The sequence below is a fragment of the Pseudoalteromonas denitrificans DSM 6059 genome (assembly GCF_900112265.1).
In the GTDB taxonomy this organism is placed as follows: Bacteria; Pseudomonadota; Gammaproteobacteria; order Enterobacterales; family Alteromonadaceae; genus Pseudoalteromonas; species Pseudoalteromonas denitrificans.
Genome location: NZ_FOLO01000033.1, coordinates 41,327 through 60,121, shown reverse-complemented (window position 1 = coordinate 60,121; position 18,795 = coordinate 41,327). Strand labels below are relative to the sequence as shown.

The 18,795-nt window shown below is 35.2% G+C and carries 10 protein-coding genes, 1 tRNA gene and 2 pseudogenes; 4 read left to right on the top strand and 9 right to left on the bottom strand.

What is annotated here, in order from left to right:
* The 5 genes and pseudogenes from BM088_RS27745 to BM088_RS17560 form a co-directional block, all read right to left on the bottom strand.
* Positions 1-116: pseudogene (locus BM088_RS27745) on the bottom strand (IS5 family transposase); the annotation flags it as partial.
* A gap of 242 nt (positions 117-358) precedes the next feature.
* Complete coding sequence (locus BM088_RS17575; protein ID WP_091987462.1) at positions 359-3,031, bottom strand: TonB-dependent receptor; 2,673 nt, start codon at positions 3,029-3,031, stop codon at positions 359-361.
* A 355-nt stretch (positions 3,032-3,386) separates the two neighbouring features.
* Complete coding sequence (locus BM088_RS17570; RefSeq protein WP_091987459.1) at positions 3,387-6,506, bottom strand: efflux RND transporter permease subunit; 3,120 nt, start codon at positions 6,504-6,506, stop codon at positions 3,387-3,389.
* The gene (locus tag BM088_RS17565) at positions 6,503-7,684 is read right to left on the bottom strand and encodes an efflux RND transporter periplasmic adaptor subunit (RefSeq protein WP_091987457.1); all 1,182 of its coding nucleotides are present in this window, start codon (positions 7,682-7,684) and stop codon (positions 6,503-6,505) included. Before BM088_RS17565 ends, BM088_RS17570 begins: the two co-directional genes overlap by 4 nt.
* 4 nt (positions 7,685-7,688) lie before the next feature.
* Positions 7,689-9,086 carry a TolC family protein gene (locus BM088_RS17560; RefSeq protein WP_091987454.1) on the bottom strand — a complete coding sequence of 466 codons (1,398 nt, stop codon included), beginning with the start codon at positions 9,084-9,086 and terminating at the stop codon, positions 7,689-7,691.
* A 159-nt stretch (positions 9,087-9,245) separates the two neighbouring features.
* On the opposite strand from BM088_RS17560, the gene BM088_RS17555 reads away from it, so the two are divergent.
* The 3 genes from BM088_RS17555 (at position 9,246) to BM088_RS17545 (ending at position 13,696) form a co-directional block, all read left to right on the top strand.
* Positions 9,246-9,572, top strand: a complete 327-nt coding sequence (locus tag BM088_RS17555) for a hypothetical protein (RefSeq protein ID WP_091987451.1) — start codon at positions 9,246-9,248, stop codon at positions 9,570-9,572.
* Positions 9,569-10,102: a helix-turn-helix domain-containing protein gene (locus BM088_RS17550; protein WP_091987447.1), complete on the top strand. Its 534-nt coding sequence runs from the start codon at positions 9,569-9,571 to the stop codon at positions 10,100-10,102. Before BM088_RS17555 ends, BM088_RS17550 begins: the two co-directional genes overlap by 4 nt.
* A 312-nt stretch (positions 10,103-10,414) precedes the next feature.
* The gene (locus BM088_RS17545; protein WP_091987444.1) at positions 10,415-13,696 is read left to right on the top strand and encodes a sensor histidine kinase; all 3,282 of its coding nucleotides are present in this window, start codon (positions 10,415-10,417) and stop codon (positions 13,694-13,696) included.
* A 131-nt stretch (positions 13,697-13,827) separates the two neighbouring features.
* Here the strand turns inward: BM088_RS17545 and BM088_RS17540 are convergent, their stop codons facing one another.
* On the bottom strand, positions 13,828-14,730 hold the full coding sequence (locus tag BM088_RS17540) for a hypothetical protein (protein WP_091987440.1): 903 nt from the start codon (positions 14,728-14,730) through the stop codon (positions 13,828-13,830).
* A 222-nt stretch (positions 14,731-14,952) separates the two neighbouring features.
* Positions 14,953-15,111: pseudogene (locus tag BM088_RS17535) on the bottom strand (transposase); the annotation flags it as partial.
* A 960-nt stretch (positions 15,112-16,071) separates the two neighbouring features.
* Here BM088_RS17535 and BM088_RS17525 point away from each other — a divergent pair.
* Positions 16,072-17,595 carry an ISNCY family transposase gene (locus BM088_RS17525; protein WP_091987433.1) on the top strand — a complete coding sequence of 508 codons (1,524 nt, stop codon included), beginning with the start codon at positions 16,072-16,074 and terminating at the stop codon, positions 17,593-17,595.
* A gap of 142 nt (positions 17,596-17,737) precedes the next feature.
* Here the strand turns inward: BM088_RS17525 and BM088_RS17520 are convergent, their stop codons facing one another.
* Together BM088_RS17520 and BM088_RS17515 are read right to left on the bottom strand one after the other, a co-directional pair.
* Positions 17,738-18,508, bottom strand: a complete 771-nt coding sequence (locus BM088_RS17520) for a hypothetical protein (protein ID WP_091987430.1) — start codon at positions 18,506-18,508, stop codon at positions 17,738-17,740.
* A gap of 198 nt (positions 18,509-18,706) precedes the next feature.
* Positions 18,707-18,782 (bottom strand) — tRNA-Phe (locus BM088_RS17515).
* Positions 18,783-18,795 lie beyond the last annotated feature (13 nt).

The window sequence follows — 18,795 nt, the reverse complement described above, 5'->3', positions numbered from 1 at the left end:
CGATAAAGTATTCCTTCTAGCGTTTGTCGATGTTCAAGCTTGTTATAAACTCTATCTTCAAGCAATATAGCTTTTAGTTTCGACCACAGCTCATCAGTGAGCATTAATCGGGGCATGACAATCTCGTTTAGTTTGGTTTTGGCGAAGTGAATTATACGAGATTGTCACTTACGCACAAAATTCAAACAAAGATCAACAGCCCCTAACTATATTTTAATTTTAATTTTAATTTTAATTTTAATTTTAATTTTAATTTTAATTTTAATTTTAATTTTAATTTTAATTTTAATTCTCAAAATACAAAGGTGCTTCCTAAATAGAAAGCACCTTAGTTACATGGTTAAAATCATTTAAGAGTTTAAAATTGCATACTATAAGTTAAACGGTACGTTCTACCCGCTATATTATGAAGACCCCCATTGTGTCCACTTGTCCAATCCTCTACAACTGGTAACCTATCAAAAACATTATAAATACCTAAATCAACTCTGCCATAACCGTCAGTTGTATAATTAAAATTCATATCCGTTTCAGTCATAGAAGCAACACGTCTATCAATTTCAATCTCTTCCCCATTTGCGATTCTACTTTTCTTTGCTGCCATCGTAATACCCGTTTCAAGATGATTCTCACCTATATGTCTCAGTGAAACCCGTGCATTAAAATCATTATAGTTATAGCTAATGGCTGTATTTAGGCGTAATTTAGGACGATCCCATAGGCCTATTTCTTCAACATATTCACTTAAAGGGTCTGGCTTATATTCATAGCTATTGATATAACTGGCATCAATTGTAAAACGTATATTGCCTAACTCCTCAAAATCGCTATTATGTTCAAAAAACACATCGATACCATTTGTTGAGATACCGTCCATATTTAATACACCCGTCCCCACAGATACAATTTTATTTTGCCCACTAACTGTATCTTTTTCCATTGGATCACGTGTTACATAAATACGGCTATTATCATATTGACCTAATAAACCCAGGTTTTCTAATTCAACAACTTGGTCAGCTGAAATCCGGCTAATTTCATCATTTATTTGTATATCCCAGAAATCAATAGAAAATGATGTACCATCTATAATATTCCACACAGCACCAAAACTAATTTGCTCAGAAGTTTCAGGCTTTAGATTGCTATTACTTTTAGTAACAACAGGAACTGAAATAGACTCACATGAAGGACAGTCTTCAACATATTCATAACCGACAGAATCTGTTGATTGCATATCGGAAATACCCGCAACTCTGAAACCTTGTCCATATGAAGCACGTAAAACAACATCGTCAGTTGCTTCATAACGCAATGATAAACTTGAAGATGCTTGGCCTGCATCCGGTAAGCTCCATTTATCATAACGCGTTGCAAACAACATATTCAAATCATCAGTTACTGGTAAATCGACTTCAACAAAAACAGCCTTATAATTTCGGCTTCCTTCAACATCCCCACCCCATGCAGCAATTAGATCACCAAACCCATCAGCACCTGCAGCTGATTGCGCGTCCATCATGTCTGAAATAGCAAAGCTTCTATATTCACCACCAATAGCATAACCAAGTTCACCACCTGGTAATTCAATCGATGTTAATCCTGCCCAGGAAATTGCATACCCTTTTGAGCTACTAACCATATCTCTGGTACCTGTATGACGAAAACGATCTAATACGTCTTTTGTTGCATTTTCTCCACCACCTGGTGTAAATGGGTCATAAAGACCTTCAGCAAGTACATCTTGAAATTTACTTGCATAAACATCGTAATTAAATTTGTAGCTTCCTTTTTCACGACTATAAGATACATTAACGTTTAAATCTCCCGCTTCGGTCGTTAAATCAAAGCCTGAATTAAAATCAGTCATAGTTGTTTCGTAACTAAACTTTCTTTCAGCCGCACCTGTTAGTCTTGATGTAAAATAAACTTCACTTTCATTTTCAGTACCTGTTGTTGGGTTATAAACATGACCAGCAGGTAAATTACCATCAACCCAAATTGCATTAGCTGCAGTCGTACTACGATCTCGTAGAATAATAGATTGTGCATAAAAGCTTAAATCATTAGAAAAATTATATGTTAAATTTGTAAATGCAGAATCTTTTTGTCTTTTAGGGTAATAGTTTTTACCAAGCTGACTTGCAAATCCACACTTTTGGCCTTGGGCTCCCCAGGGATAGTCAACAATCATATCCTCAGGACAGTCTTTACCTGGTTGCCATTCACTTGTCGCATCACCATTATCATCAACTGTATGGTAGCTGCCATAAGGACCCCATGAAGAAAGTCTTCTCCATGGATCATCAGCAACACCATAATTTCTATAATCTAGGTGAGGCCTTTCTCCCCCCTTTAAACCTTCATCATACATGTGCTCATAAGCGACTGTAATTTGGCCTTTATCAGACACCATTCCAAATAAAATAGATGAATTAACATTTCCCATACCACCACGAGAAGAGTCTCCTTTTGATAATTTTATCGCTAATCCTTCATAATCTTTTTTAAGAATAAAGTTTTGAACTCCACCCATAGCATCTGCACCATAAATAGCTGACGCACCATCACGTAAAATTTCAACACGTTCAATTGCTTCTAACGGGATCATATTTAAATTTACGGCATGGCCCTCAGCAGAAGATGAAGGCGCGATGCGACGGCCGTTTACCAACGCTAAGGTACGCTCAGAACCTAATCCTCTCAATCCGGTAGATGAATGGTTTCCCCATGAATTATTAGAGACATTTATCGTACTTCCATTGCCTGCGAATGTTGACTGACGTAATAAACCTGCAATATCAACAACACCAGAAGCTTGAATATCTTCGGCTGTAATAATGGTAACAGGCACGGCGCCTTCCATATCTGTGCGTTTAATACGAGACCCAGTCACCTCAATACGTTCCACCTCTTCAAGTTTTTCATCTTCAATCGACATAGCAGAAAATGAAATAGTCATCAAAGAACTGATGCTCAATGCAATAACTGACTTTTTATATTTTGTTAATTCCAACTCTGAAAAACTCATGTTAATTCTCTTTTTAATTAAATGTACTTTGCCCAAAAGACACCATGTTAATGCCAGTTACATTTATACCACAATATATTGTATACAATATAACTTATTTAACATTTAAATTACAAAAACTTACAAGAAGCAATATAAGGAATAAACTAACCAATTGATTAAACTAAAAAATATTATTTTGCATAATGTATGTAAAATAAAAGAATGGCATATGTTAATTTAATATAAACAATGGGGGATAAAAATAGATAAAGAGGGTGGTTATTGTTAGACAGCTATCTTAAGCCTTAAAAAGTGCGCCTTAGTCCAAAATACACATTCCAATAAATTGAACTAAGGTCTAAATTTTAAATAGTTATGACACTACAAATGTTTTATTTGACATAAATAACTGTTTAATCCTTTCAATTAACATGTAATTCACAGGGACCAATATCAAAGTAATAAAGGTCGCAAATAAAATACCAAACCCTAAAGATACGGCCATGGGAATTAAAAATTGTGCCTGGGTTGATTCTTCAAACAATAACGGCATTAAGCCGATGAAAGTTGTTAAGCTAGTGAGCATTACAGGCCTAAATCTAGCAGCCCCGGCCTTAAGAACAGCATTCATCAATTGATTTGAATCTTCAGCCAATTGCCCACGCTTTTTATTGATAAAATCAACTAAAACTAAAGAATCATTCACCACAACGCCAACTAGGGCTAACATACCTAATAAGCTCATTATGGTTAATTCCATCCCCATCACCCAATGCCCCATTACGGCCCCTATCATGCCAAATGGAATTACACTCATTACAATTAGGGGTTGTAAATACGATTTAAATGGGATCGCTAATAAACCATAAATGATGAAAAATACAAACAATAATGCCCAGCCTAATGAACCAAAAGATTCACGTTGCTCTTTAGCTTCCCCTTCTAATGAATGATTAACACCCGGGTATTGCACGATTAATTCATCTAAATACGTTTTAAGATCTGCTTGAAGTATCGTCATATTCGTATTTGATTTTTCAATATCGGCAGTGACATTTACAGTTCTGTATCTATCAATGCGATTAATTGCCGCAGGGCTTTGCCCCGGAATTAATTTAGCAATATGTGACAACGGCACTTTGCCACCTGAAGATGTAATCACTAATATGCTTTCAAGATCAGATACAGATGCACGTTCCTTTAAAGGTAAACGTACCATCACGCGTACATCATCTCGACCTCTTTGTATCCGTTGTACCTCAGCACCAAAAAAAGCACTTCTCACCTGACGTGATACTTCTACTCGAGTAAAACCTAAAGCACGACCTTGATCTGTCAGTTCTATTTGTAACTCTTCTTTACCATTAGATAAACTATCTGCAATTTCAAAAACAGTCGGATAAGTAGCAAGTCTTGTTTTTACCTTTTCAGCCACTTCTTTGAGCGTTTCAAGAGAAGTTGCGGTTAATTGCACATCAATAGGGTTTGAAGAACGACCAAGCTCAGCTCTAAAGGTTAGGCTTTCTGCACCAGGAACTGTTCCTATTAATTTTCGCCACTCTTTGACCAACTCTTTCGATGTAATTGTAGACTCTCTTTGCTCTGGAGGGATTATCTCAAAACGTACACCACCAGAATGCGATACACCACCTCGACCTCCAGTTGTAGCCAATACATTCAAAATAATGCTCTCACCAGTATCAGAATCACGATACTTTTCCTGTAAATCGTGCGCTTTATTGGCCATTTTAATCACATATTTATTAGTCACTTCAAAAGGCGTACCTGTTGGTAAAGTCAAATTAACTCTGACAGTTTCACTTGGAATTCGAGGAAAAAATATGAATTTAGTCCAACCACTTGTGATCAAAGTCACTATGATAATGAACACGCCAATGAATAAACTCAAAGTTGCCAGTTTATGTTTTAAAGCCACAACTAATATAGGATGATAATATTTTAAAATAGCCCCTTCAAAGCCATCGGCAAACTTGTGCTGAAAACGCTCAAACCAACTTGGTCCAGATTTTTCGTGGCGTAACTTAATTGTTTTTAAATGTGACGGCAGCACAAACTTGGACTCTATTAATGAAAATATTAATACAGGGATCACCACTATGGGGATTTGTGCAAATAATGCACCTCGTGCACCTTCAATAAAAGCCAAAGGTAAAAAAGCAGCCACAGTAGTTAATATGCCAAAAGTAACAGGAGTTGCCACTTCTTGTGTGCCAACTATTGCAGCATGCTCTCCCGACTCCGCATTTTGCAAATGAGTATAGATATTCTCCCCAGTTACTATGGCATCATCTACAACTATGCCCAATACTAGAATAAAACCAAATAAGCTCATTATGTTCAATGTAATACCAAAAAATGGCATCGCTATAAACGCGCCCATAAATGACACTGGAATACCAATGCAGACCCAAATTGCAATTGAAGGGCGCAAAAATAAAGTCAATAAAACAAAGACTAAAAAGCCCCCCTGTAAAGCACTGGTTGTTAAAGTTGAAATACGGTTTTTAACAATTTGAGAGTCATCATCCCAATAGCTCAGTTCATAACCTCTAGGTAACGTATCTTGACGTTCATTGATGTATTTTTTGACTTTTTTGGCAACATCAATCGCACTTTGCTGACCAATGCGATATACGTCAATAAATGCAGCTTGTTTTCCATTAAAGCGTGTTCTAACAGGAGTTTCTTCAAAACTATCTCGAATAAGTGCAATATCATCTAACCTCAAAATTGAGCCGTCTGAATTTGTTTTTATTGCTATTTTTGCATATTCATCCTTACGATATGCTTGACCTTTAGAGCGAATAAGTACGTCTCCACCTAACGTTTTTATATTACCAGCTGAAATATCCGCACTTGAATTTGAAATAGCACTCGATACTTGATTTATTGTTAGGTCATATTGATTTAATTTATCTTGAGAGATTTCAATTGCAACTTCGTAGTCCCTTACACCACTCAGTTCTAACTGGGTGATCCCAGGCAACTGTAATAGGTCATCTCGTACTTGTTCAGCAAATTCTCGAATTTCTTTTTCACCATAAATACCAGCAACTGTCACCGACATTACTTCACGCTTTCTTTGTGCTAATGCTACTACGGGTTTTTCAGCATCAACAGGAAAAGTATTAATGGCATCAATTCTGCTTTTAATATCGGCAAGCATTTCTCTGGCGTCATACCCTGAGTCAACCTCTATCGTGACAGATGCCGAACCTTCGGATGAACGACTAGATATTTTCTCAATCCCCTCTAAGTCTTGCACTGCCTCTTCAATTCGTATGGCAACACCTTGCTCAACATCTTCAGGTGTAGAGCCTCTCAGTGATACCTTAACCGTTATTTTATCGGTCACTATTGAAGGAAATACTTCTAAAGGGATTTGTGTTACTAAACTAAATAAACCTAAAAAAACAATGCTTATCATCAATAAGTTAGCAGCAACATGATTACGGGCAAACCAGGCTATCATGATCTACCTCTCTTATTTTTGTGTCCTGAAATATTAACCACTGTACCTGAGCTAACCTGGCCTAAAGGTGTTATTACCAGATTATCATTTACCTTAAGTCCAGTTGAGACAATGGCATCTTGACTATTTTGCCAACGTAATTGAATATCTTTACGTTTAAGTACACCTTGTTCAACAATATAAACATAGCTCCCCTGATAAATCGCACTATTTGGAATGACAATGGCATCTTCAACTTTTTTACCTTGTATTTTAGCCGTAACATATTGCCCAATTTTAATCGGTGCTATTTTTGCTTGATTAACATCAAAAGGGTTTTTGATCTGCGCAACTATGTATAGTTGCTGAGAGTCAGAGTCAATCGCACTTTCGGTTCTAATCACATTACCTTGCCAAGTTTGATGAGAAACTAACTGAGAAAGTAGTTCTACTGAAGTGCTTTGAGCTTGAGCTTTGCTATTGCGATACTCTTCAGGAAATATCATTAAATCTAAATCTTTATTTTTGATTGGTAGACGTATTTCAACCGTATCTGTTGCATAAATATTAGCCAGCTGCGTATTTACTGAAACAACCTGACCTAAATCAACATGTTTTTTTAATATTCGACCCGCATATGGTGCAATAATTTTACTGCGCTCAAGCGCTAAGTTCGCTTTCTCTAACTGAGCGTGTGCCGACAAAACTTGTGCTTTTGCAGCTGCTAATTGTGGTTCACGTAATACCAATGCCGACGGTTTATCTCCATTACCTAACCTTTTCCAGTCAACTAAGGCTTGTTCAACTCTTGCTTTTTCTTCTAATAACGCTTGTTTGGCCGACATTAAGCTTGCTTGTGCAATTTTTTTCTCAGCTAGATAGTCTCTGTCATCAAGCGTTATTAAAACATCCCCTTGCTCAAAGAACCCCCCTTCTCTAAACTGATCTCGTACATCTGTAATTTGGCCCGATACTTGAGATATTAAAACGCTTTCAATTCTTGGTTTTACTGTGCCAAAGCTTTCGATTACCACAGAATAAGACTCTAAAGCCAATGTCTTCACTTCTACTGTCATTTGTGCTGTTTTTGCAACTTTGCCTCTTTGGCTTTTTGGCGGATTATTTTTAATAAATGATGCGGCAATTGCAGTCACAGCTAATATTGCAACAGGAATTAATATTTTTTGTATTTTTTTCATAATTTTATTTCATCACTTTACTGTGTGCTGTTGCAGAAAAATCACCACCCAAGGCAATATGCAATTGAATTCTATTTTTAATTAACTGATTTTTAATTTGTATTACCGTACTTTGTGCATCAAAAGAACGACTTTGTGCATCTAATACCGTTGTGTAATTTACTAAACCATTTTGATAGTTTTCAAAAGATAACCTTTGTGCGGCTATTGCATTTTCTTTAGCTGCTACCATCATTTGATATCGCTGCTTTAAGCTCGTCTCTTGAGTCAAAGCATTTTCAACATCAGAAAAAGCATCATGCAAGGTTTGTAAATATGCTTGTTCATTTTGTTTTAATGCTAATCGCGATTTTTCTTCATTTGCTTCAAGTTTTCCAGCATTAAACAGTGGCATAGCCAAATTTCCCAATAATGACCAAGCGATTGAAGAAACCGATAGAACCTCTGAAAGTTCAGAATCACTATTCTTGATTGAAGCGGTTAAACTAATAGAAGGAAACCTTTGTTTATGAGCAAAAGCCAATCCGGCATCTTTCGCTAATAATTGATACCAACTTGCAATTAATTGTGGTTTTCGCTTAATCAGTTCTGAAGGTAACCCCATAGGTATATCTGAGTTTAATAATGGTAAATCAGCGTCTACATTAAGCTGTCCTTCAGGGTACTGCCCCAATAACAGCTCTAAAACCCGAACCGCCTCTACTTTTTTAGCTTGTTGTTCCGAAGTACGAGATAACTCATTATTCACTTCAGTACGTGATAAATAAACATCAAGTGCGCTATTTAAGCCTTGCTGATAGCCTGACTCTATAATATCTAAATTTTGCTTTGAATTATCTGCTCTTTGTTGATACAAAGTTACTAGTTGTTTTGATTCAATAACTTTAAACCAAGCAATCACAACATCTGCAACTAATTGTTGTTTGGCTTGTTCAAACTCAGCCTGTTTTGCCATAAAATCTAAATTTACTTGCCTATCTGAGTCTGACAATTTCCCCCAAAGGTCTAATTCATATTTCAAATTGAGATCAACTGAAGCGCTACTAGTATAAGAGTTTGGTGAAGTATTTTTTCGACGACTATTGGATAAAACAAGATCTAAAGAAGGCCACAAGGTGCTGTTAGATATTATCAATTCCTGCCTTTGCATTTGAAGTGAATAAGCTTGTTGCTTTAATAAAAAATTATTATCTAACGCCATCAAAACCAAAGATTGAATTTGCTCATTCTCCAATTGCAGTAACCATCCACTTTTCACTTCAGTTAACAGCTCATTATTTTGCCATTTTTCAGGTGTATTAAAATGCCTCACACTGATATCAAACTCTTCAGTGACAGTACTACATGCGCTTAATAATATGCCGGTTAAAAGCATACTGAGTGGTTTAAGGCATCGCCTCATAAACTAGAACCTATTTTATTTTTCAACAATTTATTTTAAACCTTGTCACTTAAAAATTTAAAGTAACTTTACATAAGATTACATTGACGCGGATCAACAGATTATTCTGTCATTTTTATATGATTTAAGACCATTTTTTACAGAACAAAAAGTTATGTTATGAAAATATTTTTAACATTATTCACACTAATGCTCATTACTGGTTGTAATGGTCATCCCGCAGCAGGTCAGTGGCTTTCAGCTACAGGCAATCACTACTCTAAAATTGTCATTAGTTTTGATGGTCAAGCCCAAGTTTATAAAGGTTCAGCAAAATTACCGACTTACCACTGCTTTTGGGCTGCTTTTAATGAAAATAGCATTAATTTAGATTGCGGAGCAAAAAATGAAACCCAGCAGAATTTCACCTTTGAAGTAACAGATACATATGCCAAGTTAAACGATAATAAAAAATTATTAGCCACATTTTCTAATGTTGAAATATGAATAAGCAAATAAGTTTAAATACATTGTTATTATCTTCAATGGAACAAGCGGGCATGATTGTTTGCATTAAAGATAATAATAAAAAAGTACTTAAGCAAAATAAAAAATGCATCACGCTATGTGGTTTGCTCGAAGGTGAAGTATGTAATGATGGATGTATGCAAATTTACAACTCAGATACAAACCAACAATGGAATAATTGGGGGAATCGCACTTATCCTAATTGCTATTTACATAATGATTATTACGATGTCACTTTACTTTGTAGCGAACAGAATATCACGACTATTTTACAACCTCTGAAACAAAAACTCTTAGATGCCATTGCTTATTACAATTCTATGGGTTTAAGTAAAAGAGAAATGCAGGTGATATCAAAGGTCATTACAGATTTAACAAACGACGAGATTTGTGAACAGCTTTTTATTTCTAAAGCAACACTTCGTAGCCATTTAAATAATATTTATAAAAAAGTAGAACTAGCAGGCGGTAGCTTAAGCTACATACCTCATAAACGAAGCAATAGGTAGAGAGTACTTTGTATATCTATTTTCATATATTGTGCCTAAACCATAGTATTTTAAATATAAAAAAGCCCTCATAAGGGTGAGGGCTTTTGGAGCATATGTTGTAGCAACAACAATTTTTTAAACTTTACAATTTGCTTTATTACTGTCTGTCTATACGTAAGATATTAACTTGCTTTTCACTATTTTAAAATCAACACCTAGGGTTGAAAATATATTTTATTTAAAATCAAGTTTATCTAATTTCAAACCACTCATAAATATAGGGATATAAACTACACTCTTGAGAGTGTTTCTTAAACTCTTTATCTTTATATGTATGTTCGCACATTACTTTTTATTCTTATTTTATTTAATCCGCAGGCAAAGGCTGGAAAAAATGATTTTGGGGATATATTTAATTTAGCAATACCCTATGTAAATACAATAGGTGAAAAGAATGAGCTGCTATCGTCATCAGTCCTTTCATTAGCACAAGATCATCAAGGTTTTTTGTGGTTGGGTATGAATAATGGCTTAATGCGTTATGACGGCTATCATTTTCGCTTATATGTTCACACTCCTAACAAAAATTCACTTAATGGGAGTTTCATTACAACTTTATGGGTGGCACCAGATGGGCGTTTGTGGATAGGAACGCTTTCAAATGGTATATCTGTTTTTGATCCTAAAACTGAGTTGTTCAAACAATATAAACATCAACCAAACAATAAAAATAGTATTGCCAATAATAGAATTGAAGCAATTACAGGTGATAAAAATGGCATATGGATTGGTACAAATTCAGGTTTAGATCACCTTAATCTTAAAACTGAGAAAATGAGCCATTTTGTTAAAGGCAACCCCAGTAGCATTAATGACAATCATATACGATCACTGACATTGGATAATTCAGGTACACTCTGGATAGGTAGCTGGAACGGGTTAAATAAGTTCGAGCCTAAAACAGGTGTTTTTGAAAGTATTCACTCCCACCCTAAAAGTAAAATAACTTTAGCTAAAAAAAACATCCGACAAATCCTCCTAGATAAACGCGGCTATATTTGGCTTGCTACCTATGCTAACGGCACATATCGATTCTCAAAAAAAACTGACTTAGAAAAAATATCCAGCTCAAATGCAGTGACCGATATTATTCAAGCTAATGACAAGGAAATATGGATTGCGACATCAAATCAGGGAATAAACATAGTGAATGCTATAACGGGTAAAAAAATAAAAACGATGAGCCATATTCCTGCAATTGATGCCAGTCTTAATAGTAATGACCTTGCAGCACTTCTAATCGATAAATCAGGATTGATTTGGATAGCGAGTGACGGGGGCGGTCTTGAAATGTTCAATCCCAACAATTCAGCTTTTCGTAATTTATACCATGACCCTAACCGAAGTAATTCATTGACAAATAACACGATATTTTGCATTACAGAACTCAAAAATGGTGAGGTCTGGATTTGTAATAATAAGCAAGGCATAGATATTTTTGACCAAACTCAAGGAAAAATTAAAAATTTAGATATAAGCAATCAAAAAGTAGGCTCACCTGAAGATAGAATTGTAGATTCAATTGTACAAACAACTTTGGGGAGTATCTGGGTTGCAACACAGCGTCCTGCATTATTTCGTTATTGGCCTAGCACCAATAAATTTATCCCTTATATTCACAATGAAAAGCTCTTAAATGGCCAAATAAATACTATGCTCGCAGAAGGTGATGATAATTTTTTGATTTTATCAAACCAAGGCGTATTTAGAGTCACCCCTAAAAACAATGATATTTTACAGTTTTTAGATCCCAATCATCTCAAAAAAGAATATGCGCAAGCATTTAGCACGGGTGCAATTCAAGCTGATGGCACAATTTGGCTTGCCAGCTTAGAAGGGATTTTTGTGATCCCACCTCATTCAAAATATTTATATCGCATTATTGCTAAACCAAATGAAATAGCGCCATTTTCACAATTACTGATTACTGATTTATTAGTCGATGAAAACGACACATTATGGGTTGATACAAATAAAGGATTATTCAAATTAGATAAAAGAATTGGAAATTCGCATGCCGAATTTATTCAATTTAATGAAATACCTGCAACCAATGGTTTACTCTTTGATAGCAAAAAAAATCTTTGGGGGCCAACAAAATACGTCATAACGAATACCAAACAATACATCCCACTTGGACGTCCAGAACTTGCACCTATAGGCAGAGTTTATTCGGGTAACTCAATAAGAACCAAACAAAACACCTTATTGTTTGGTGGCAGTAAAGGAATATTAGCAATAAAACCAAGTTTATTTAAAAAATGGGATTACTCTCCCCCAATTGTATTAACTGAGGTAAAAGTAGATGGTATAAGCCAACCAGCAATAAATAAAATAATCAATTTGACTCCTCACAACCAAACTCTATCGATTGAATTTTCAGCATTAGATTTTACCGCACCAAATTTAAATAAGTACGCTTATAAAATGCAGGGCTTTGATGTAAATTGGATCTTAACGGATTCACAGCATCGTATCGCTACTTATACAAATTTGGCGCCAGGTGAATATGAATTCAAAGTTAAAGGAACCAACCGACATCAAGAGTGGAACAATAAAATAATAACAATTAAAGTCAATGTGGCTGCCTCATGGTATCAATTACTTATATTTAAAATCTTTTTTATTTGTTCCTCAATTTTATTACTCTATGGCATTTATCATTTTAGAGTGAAACAGCTTGAAAATAGAAAACAAGAATTAACAGATCTTATAATCAAAAGAACAATAGATTTAGAAAATAAAACAAACGAAGCAACGGAGGCACTCGAAGAACTTGTAAAAACAAAAGACAAGTTAATCGAAAGTGAAAAACAAGCCTCTTTAGGGCGCATGGTAAGAGGTATTGCTCATGAGCTCAATACTCCCTTAAGCATTATAAAAATGGCTTTTTCTATCATAAAAGAAGACGCCAATGAAGTAATAACAAACACACGCTTAAAACCTTTAGGTCAAAGTATTGCCAACCATAAAAAACAAACCTTAACATCATCATGTGAATTACTTGAAAGCAACTTAGAACGTTCTATAAAATTAGTGGATACTTTCAAAAAAGTTTCAGCAGACGAGCACTGTAGTTTAAAGAAAACGATATTTCTATTACCTAGTTTACAAAACATTGTTAAAAAGTCATCTCAAGAAAATGCACAGCATCAGTTTGATATTTCAATTAATTGTGCCGAGACTATCGAATTACATACTTCTCCTGATGCCATAGATCAAATCATTAGCCAACTAATAAACAATGCAATTACACATGGATTTAAAAATCAAACTGACGGTTTTATTAAAATTTCAGTAACAGAAGCACTCATTGAAAATAAGGAATACTTAAAAATAAAATTTGAAGACAATGGAAAGGGAATAACGCAAGAAAATTTACAACTGATATTTGATCCTTTTTTTACTACAGACAGAAGTAGCGGAGCGATAGGACTTGGATTACAAATTATTTTCAATATCGTTACACAAAAATTAAACGGGACCATCAAATGCCAAAGCTCAAAAAATAAAGGCTGTCGATTTGAGCTGACTTTCCCTAAAGTGAATTAGTCAGCACTCGTTCTTACAAATCCAAAAATAGGACTCTACATACACTGGCAAATCACATGTAATTTTCAGCTATGAAAAGGTCTGCTATGAGCTGATGCAGACATTCAACTGGCCTAAAAAGTAGGCTTGATTTACAGTAAACTTAAGTTTTTTATTTCCGCTGAAATAGGAAACTTTTTACTAACACTGTTTATTGCCTGCCATATGTAAAAGTTATTCTTTTTACTTCGTTGCTCAGACTCTTTCCAATTTTTATTATCAATACCTCTAGATCTTGCTGCCATATCATCAACACTCTCCAGTTCCTCAAGTAAATATTTAATAAAACTTTTACCAAGATTTTCTTTATCTATAATTACAATTAATTCATTCCAAAAAGAGCTAGCACCATATGTTTTTTTGAACAATTTTTCTTTAGCAGCTTTTGTTTTAGGGAGTTTAGTAGCTTTACCAATACGACCTTTTATTACTAGTTCAGACCAACGTGCAGTTCCTTCGGTGTACCACCTGTTTTTGAAATATGTATATCCATTTTGATACAAATGAAATAACTCATGTTCTACAGTATTGCTGTTTAGGTTTACTCCACCAGAAATATCCATTGTAAGAACTTTTACTGACGTTTTACCAGCTAAAGACCTGTTGAATTTTGGAGTGCCATCATATGCGACTCCATTTTTAGGGCCTTTTTTATTGTTAGAAAAGTCTAATACATTCACGTCAATATAATGAACTAGACCTCTATATCTATTACTATTCAAAGGATTCTTTAAACCAACATCGTATTTAAAGAAACGATTTGAATCAGTGAGTCGCTTACCTATACTCTCGATGAAATCAGGTACTTTATTATGATTAATATCTACTCGATGACTTTTAGGTAACTTATCTTTTCCGGATAGTGAATAAAAAATTCTAAATTCATCATACACAGCGACCTTTTCAAGAGTACTTCTTCTTTTCTCCCACGATCCCGCATTTACAAAACAAGAAAATATTGGAATAAGTAGAACTAGTAGTTTTGATATATGCATTGCTAAATCCGTTTAAAACCTAACGAGTCTGTAGAATTACTCGTTTTAAATTAATATATTATAATCGAAACACTCTACTGATATTAAATTGTTTTAACAATCAAAAACTTTACGTTTTTTCTGGTTTTTTATTTTTATAACTAGAACGAAGATAATGGTGGAATTTATTAATAAAAAGGCCGTATTTAAATAATATTTGAGGTGCTTTCGTGAGTTGTATCTTTAATGCCGGCTATTTCTAAGCTTTTCTATGTTATGAACTAAACAATACATTTGCCACTGAGCATTCACTTTATCTTGTCCTCGCAAGGTAAATTTATTCATTCCCTTATTTACCGTTATGTTGCCGCTTTTTATCACAAAATGAGGCTCTACCGCCCCCCACATATTCATGTCATCATGCCATGTGGTTATTATAATGGTGATAAAACCAGTGGTATAAAGGTAATAAACAATTTCTATTCAATCCGTTTACACTGGCAAAAGTGTGACGCGCTAAAATGCTAGATACGATTAACCAACATCAGCTAAAAGTGAAATCAATTTTTCTATCTCCGAAATACTCATAGTTTGATTGAATACCTAACGCCGCCAGAACGCGCCGCAACCTTTGCAGTCGCCGTTGCTGACCTTGATATTTTTTATTAAATTGAGTTAATCTGTTTGAACAAATAACTTAACCCCAGAATTATTAAACTTACAGAGGGAAGCAAAATCCCTCCTATTTGGCCGTATAATTGAAATGGTGTCGCGTGTGCTGAATGACCAACAATTAGCCCAACCTCAATTCCCACCAACAAACCAAATATAGGTAAAGAGATTAGTAGAAACTTTATAGTTGCTTTAACACTCATTTTATTTTAAATATTTACAGCGCTTTCCATGTGACTCTCCCTGTGATAAAAATATAGCGCTTATTAAATAACATTATCAATAAGTTAGCAGTAATTTTAAATATATTCAATATTGAACAAAAGTTTAAATAACGTGCCAATTTATTTAGCAAGATAGTTAAAATTATTCATTAGTAAATATATGGCAAATAATTTATCGCTCATGTCGTTTATAAAGACAAAATGAACAAATCAAAATACCTACTAACGACCGCTTTAGGTTCATTGCTGACCTAATCAATTGTACGATTAGGTCAAATCCAAAATTGAAAAGTGTCAGATTAGATATGAGCTACTACACCTAAAGATGTTAACACCAAGCGACTTTGTCGTATCTTAATTACCAAGCGATTCTGTCGTAATAGCTAATTACCAAGGGAAACTGTCGGTCTCTTTTTATACATCTCTGTTAGTGTTATTTCTTTTTAATACTAAGGGGGTGTTGAGGATGATTGTGATGGATTCTAAAGCTCAACTCACCGTTGATATTATTGCTAAAGTAGTTGAAGGCCGAATAACAATTGCTAATGCTGCTAAGTTACTCAGTAAGTCTCGACGCACCATTGAACGTTACGTTAAACGTTATCAAGAAGTCGGTATTCAGTTCGCTGTACATGCTAATAGTGGTAAGTCACCATCGAATAAAACGCCCACATCGATTAAAAAATCAGTACAGACCTTAATCAAAGAAAAGTATTTTGATTTGAATTTACTTCATTTGGCTGAGCAGCTAGAAGTAAATGAAAACATTAGTGTAAAACGCGAAACTCTGCGGGGTTGGGCGCATGACATTCACCATGTAAAACGTGCCAAACGTAGACCAGGTAAAGTCCGTAAACGTAGAGAACGTATGGAGTCACCTGGTTTAATGATGCAAATGGATGGCAGTCCCCATCGTTGGTTTGGTGATAAAAAACATTGTTTAATTGCCATGATTGATGATGCGAACAGTGAAGTTCATGCCGAGTTCTTCCCATCAGAAACTACTGTTGGATGCTTGAAAGTTATGCGAGATTGCATTGAAACAAAGGGTGTATTCAAAACACTTTATGTAGATAGAGCTGGTATCTTCGGTGGCCCAAAACGCTGTAACTTCTCACAAATGCAACGGGCTTGTGAAGAATTAGGTATTGAAATTATCTTTGCTAATTCTCCGCAAGGTAAAGGGCGAGTTGAACGTGCGTTTGATACCTTCCAAGACCGCTTAGTACCTGAGCTGAGGTTGAATAACATCAAAGACATAGCAAGTGCCAACGCTTATCTTAAACATGTGTTTATCCCTCAATTCTGGCAATCTCGCATCCAAGTAAAATCAAAACATCAAGCATCAGAGTTCATGCCACTGAGCAAATATACCAACCTTGATGATATCTGCGTGATTAAAGATCATCGTAAAATACGAAACGACCATACATTCAGCTATGGCAACAAGTTTTACTTGATTGATTCACCGCTCAAGCATTCAATTGCAAACCAAAAGATCGAAATCAGAAAAACTAGCAAGAATGGCTTTACTGCTCACTTTGCTGGGCGAAAACTCAAAGTGTCAGAAGTCAGTGAACCGAGTAAACTCGCGACAGAAGACTTGGCAGTACAGAAAAAGTTAGAAGTACTAGCCTTGGTTGAAAAACTGGGTAATGTGAGTGAGGCATCACGCCAAAGTGGTGTCTCACGTGACACTATTTATCGTCACCTGAAATTGGTTAAACAAGGAGGTGCTGATGCATTAAAACGGCATGAAACGCCTAGTATACGGCATAAAAACTGTGTAGATATGGCAATCGAAAAGGCAGTTATTGAGTTCTCAATCGAACATCCTCACCTTGGTCAGCAGAAAGTCTCCATGAAGCTGACAGAAGCGCTTGCTATTGATATCAGTCCGAATGGAGTACGCAGTGTATGGCTAAGAAATAATATGAATACCACGGCTCTTCGAGTTGAGAGATCACAATCCTTACAAAAGTCAGCATAAAAAAATAGCCAGTTTAGCAACTGGCTGATATGCTACTTACGACAAAGTCGCTCGATAATTAGACCGACAGTCTCCCTTGGTAATCACACTACTACACCTAAAGAAATAATGTAAATCGACATATCACTTATTATGCAATACCTTAATAACCAGTTCCATTGCCAATACGTGCTTGTAATAACTTAAACTTGTTATACCCTTTATCCCTAAGTCTTTGCAAATCAAAGTCAATCATGCCTTTCATAGGTCTGTCTTTAGCTTCTTGAGAGCATTTTAACTCACCCTCAAGAGATTTGTTAAACTTAGAAAATGATTTATAACAGATTTTGGCAGGGCATGTGTAAGCACAACCAGCATTCGCAAATAATCTAATACGATGTTTGTGAGTTATACTGTTTAACAAGATATCATCATCATTTGCCGACATAGGTAACACAACAGTATCGTAAATCTTAAAAGCATCCTCAATTTGCTCTAATTTAGTAATATTTTTTATAACGCTCGCTTCAATATCATAATCTGTGAACTCATTTTTAATCCACATAGCTAAATCGTCATTCGTGCAAATAATAGAATTAAGAGGGTTATGATATTTTTTGAGCATGGCTCTATTTTGTTGGTACTCTTGTGTTGTTGCAAAATGGTTTGTTAAAGGGATCCTAAGGCCTATACCAATTTCATTTAATCTCTTAACATCAGATTCAGATAATTGCTGCATCTGAAAAAATCGTCCACCGTACAAGGTTGAGCGTTCGACAAAACCAAAAAGGCTCTCAATTTGTGTGATTGGTACTATGTTGAAACAACGTTTAATAAAATGAAGAGCATCTTCCTGAGCAGTCTTCCCTCTGGCAGAAATAGTATAAGTACTGAATTGATTATCTATAAGTATCGAGTCATTCTTGTCTAACATGTCATATTATTACTAAGATATAAAATACAAATAATAAAGGTATAACATTGACTTGCCTTGATTAAGATCAAAGTTCCGCTTTCACCTAGACTTTAAATTTACAAGTTATTAATAAATGATTAGATTTAACTTTGTTTTAAAACTAAAAACAAAAAAACCAAGCATAGGCTTGGTTTTTTTGTTATTCATAAGAATAAATGGTGCCTCGACGCGGAATCGAACCACGGACACGAGGATTTTCAATCCTCTGCTCTACCGACTGAGCTATCGAGGCACATTAACTGTGC

Excerpts from the sequence above, each read along its gene's own strand:
- BM088_RS17540 (WP_091987440.1), bottom strand. The coding sequence starts at position 14,730 with ATGCATATATCAAAACTACTAGTTCTACTTATTCCAATATTTTCTTGT.
- BM088_RS17545 (WP_091987444.1), top strand. The coding sequence starts at position 10,415 with ATGTATGTTCGCACATTACTTTTTATTCTTATTTTATTTAATCCGCAG.
- BM088_RS17565 (WP_091987457.1), bottom strand. The coding sequence starts at position 7,684 with ATGAAAAAAATACAAAAAATATTAATTCCTGTTGCAATATTAGCTGTG.
- BM088_RS17575 (WP_091987462.1), bottom strand. The coding sequence starts at position 3,031 with ATGAGTTTTTCAGAGTTGGAATTAACAAAATATAAAAAGTCAGTTATT.
- BM088_RS17570 (WP_091987459.1), bottom strand. The coding sequence starts at position 6,506 with ATGATAGCCTGGTTTGCCCGTAATCATGTTGCTGCTAACTTATTGATG.
- BM088_RS17550 (WP_091987447.1), top strand. The coding sequence starts at position 9,569 with ATGAATAAGCAAATAAGTTTAAATACATTGTTATTATCTTCAATGGAA.
- BM088_RS17520 (WP_091987430.1), bottom strand. The coding sequence starts at position 18,508 with ATGTTAGACAAGAATGACTCGATACTTATAGATAATCAATTCAGTACT.
- BM088_RS17555 (WP_091987451.1), top strand. The coding sequence starts at position 9,246 with ATGAAAATATTTTTAACATTATTCACACTAATGCTCATTACTGGTTGT.
- BM088_RS17560 (WP_091987454.1), bottom strand. The coding sequence starts at position 9,086 with ATGAGGCGATGCCTTAAACCACTCAGTATGCTTTTAACCGGCATATTA.
- BM088_RS17525 (WP_091987433.1), top strand. The coding sequence starts at position 16,072 with ATGATTGTGATGGATTCTAAAGCTCAACTCACCGTTGATATTATTGCT.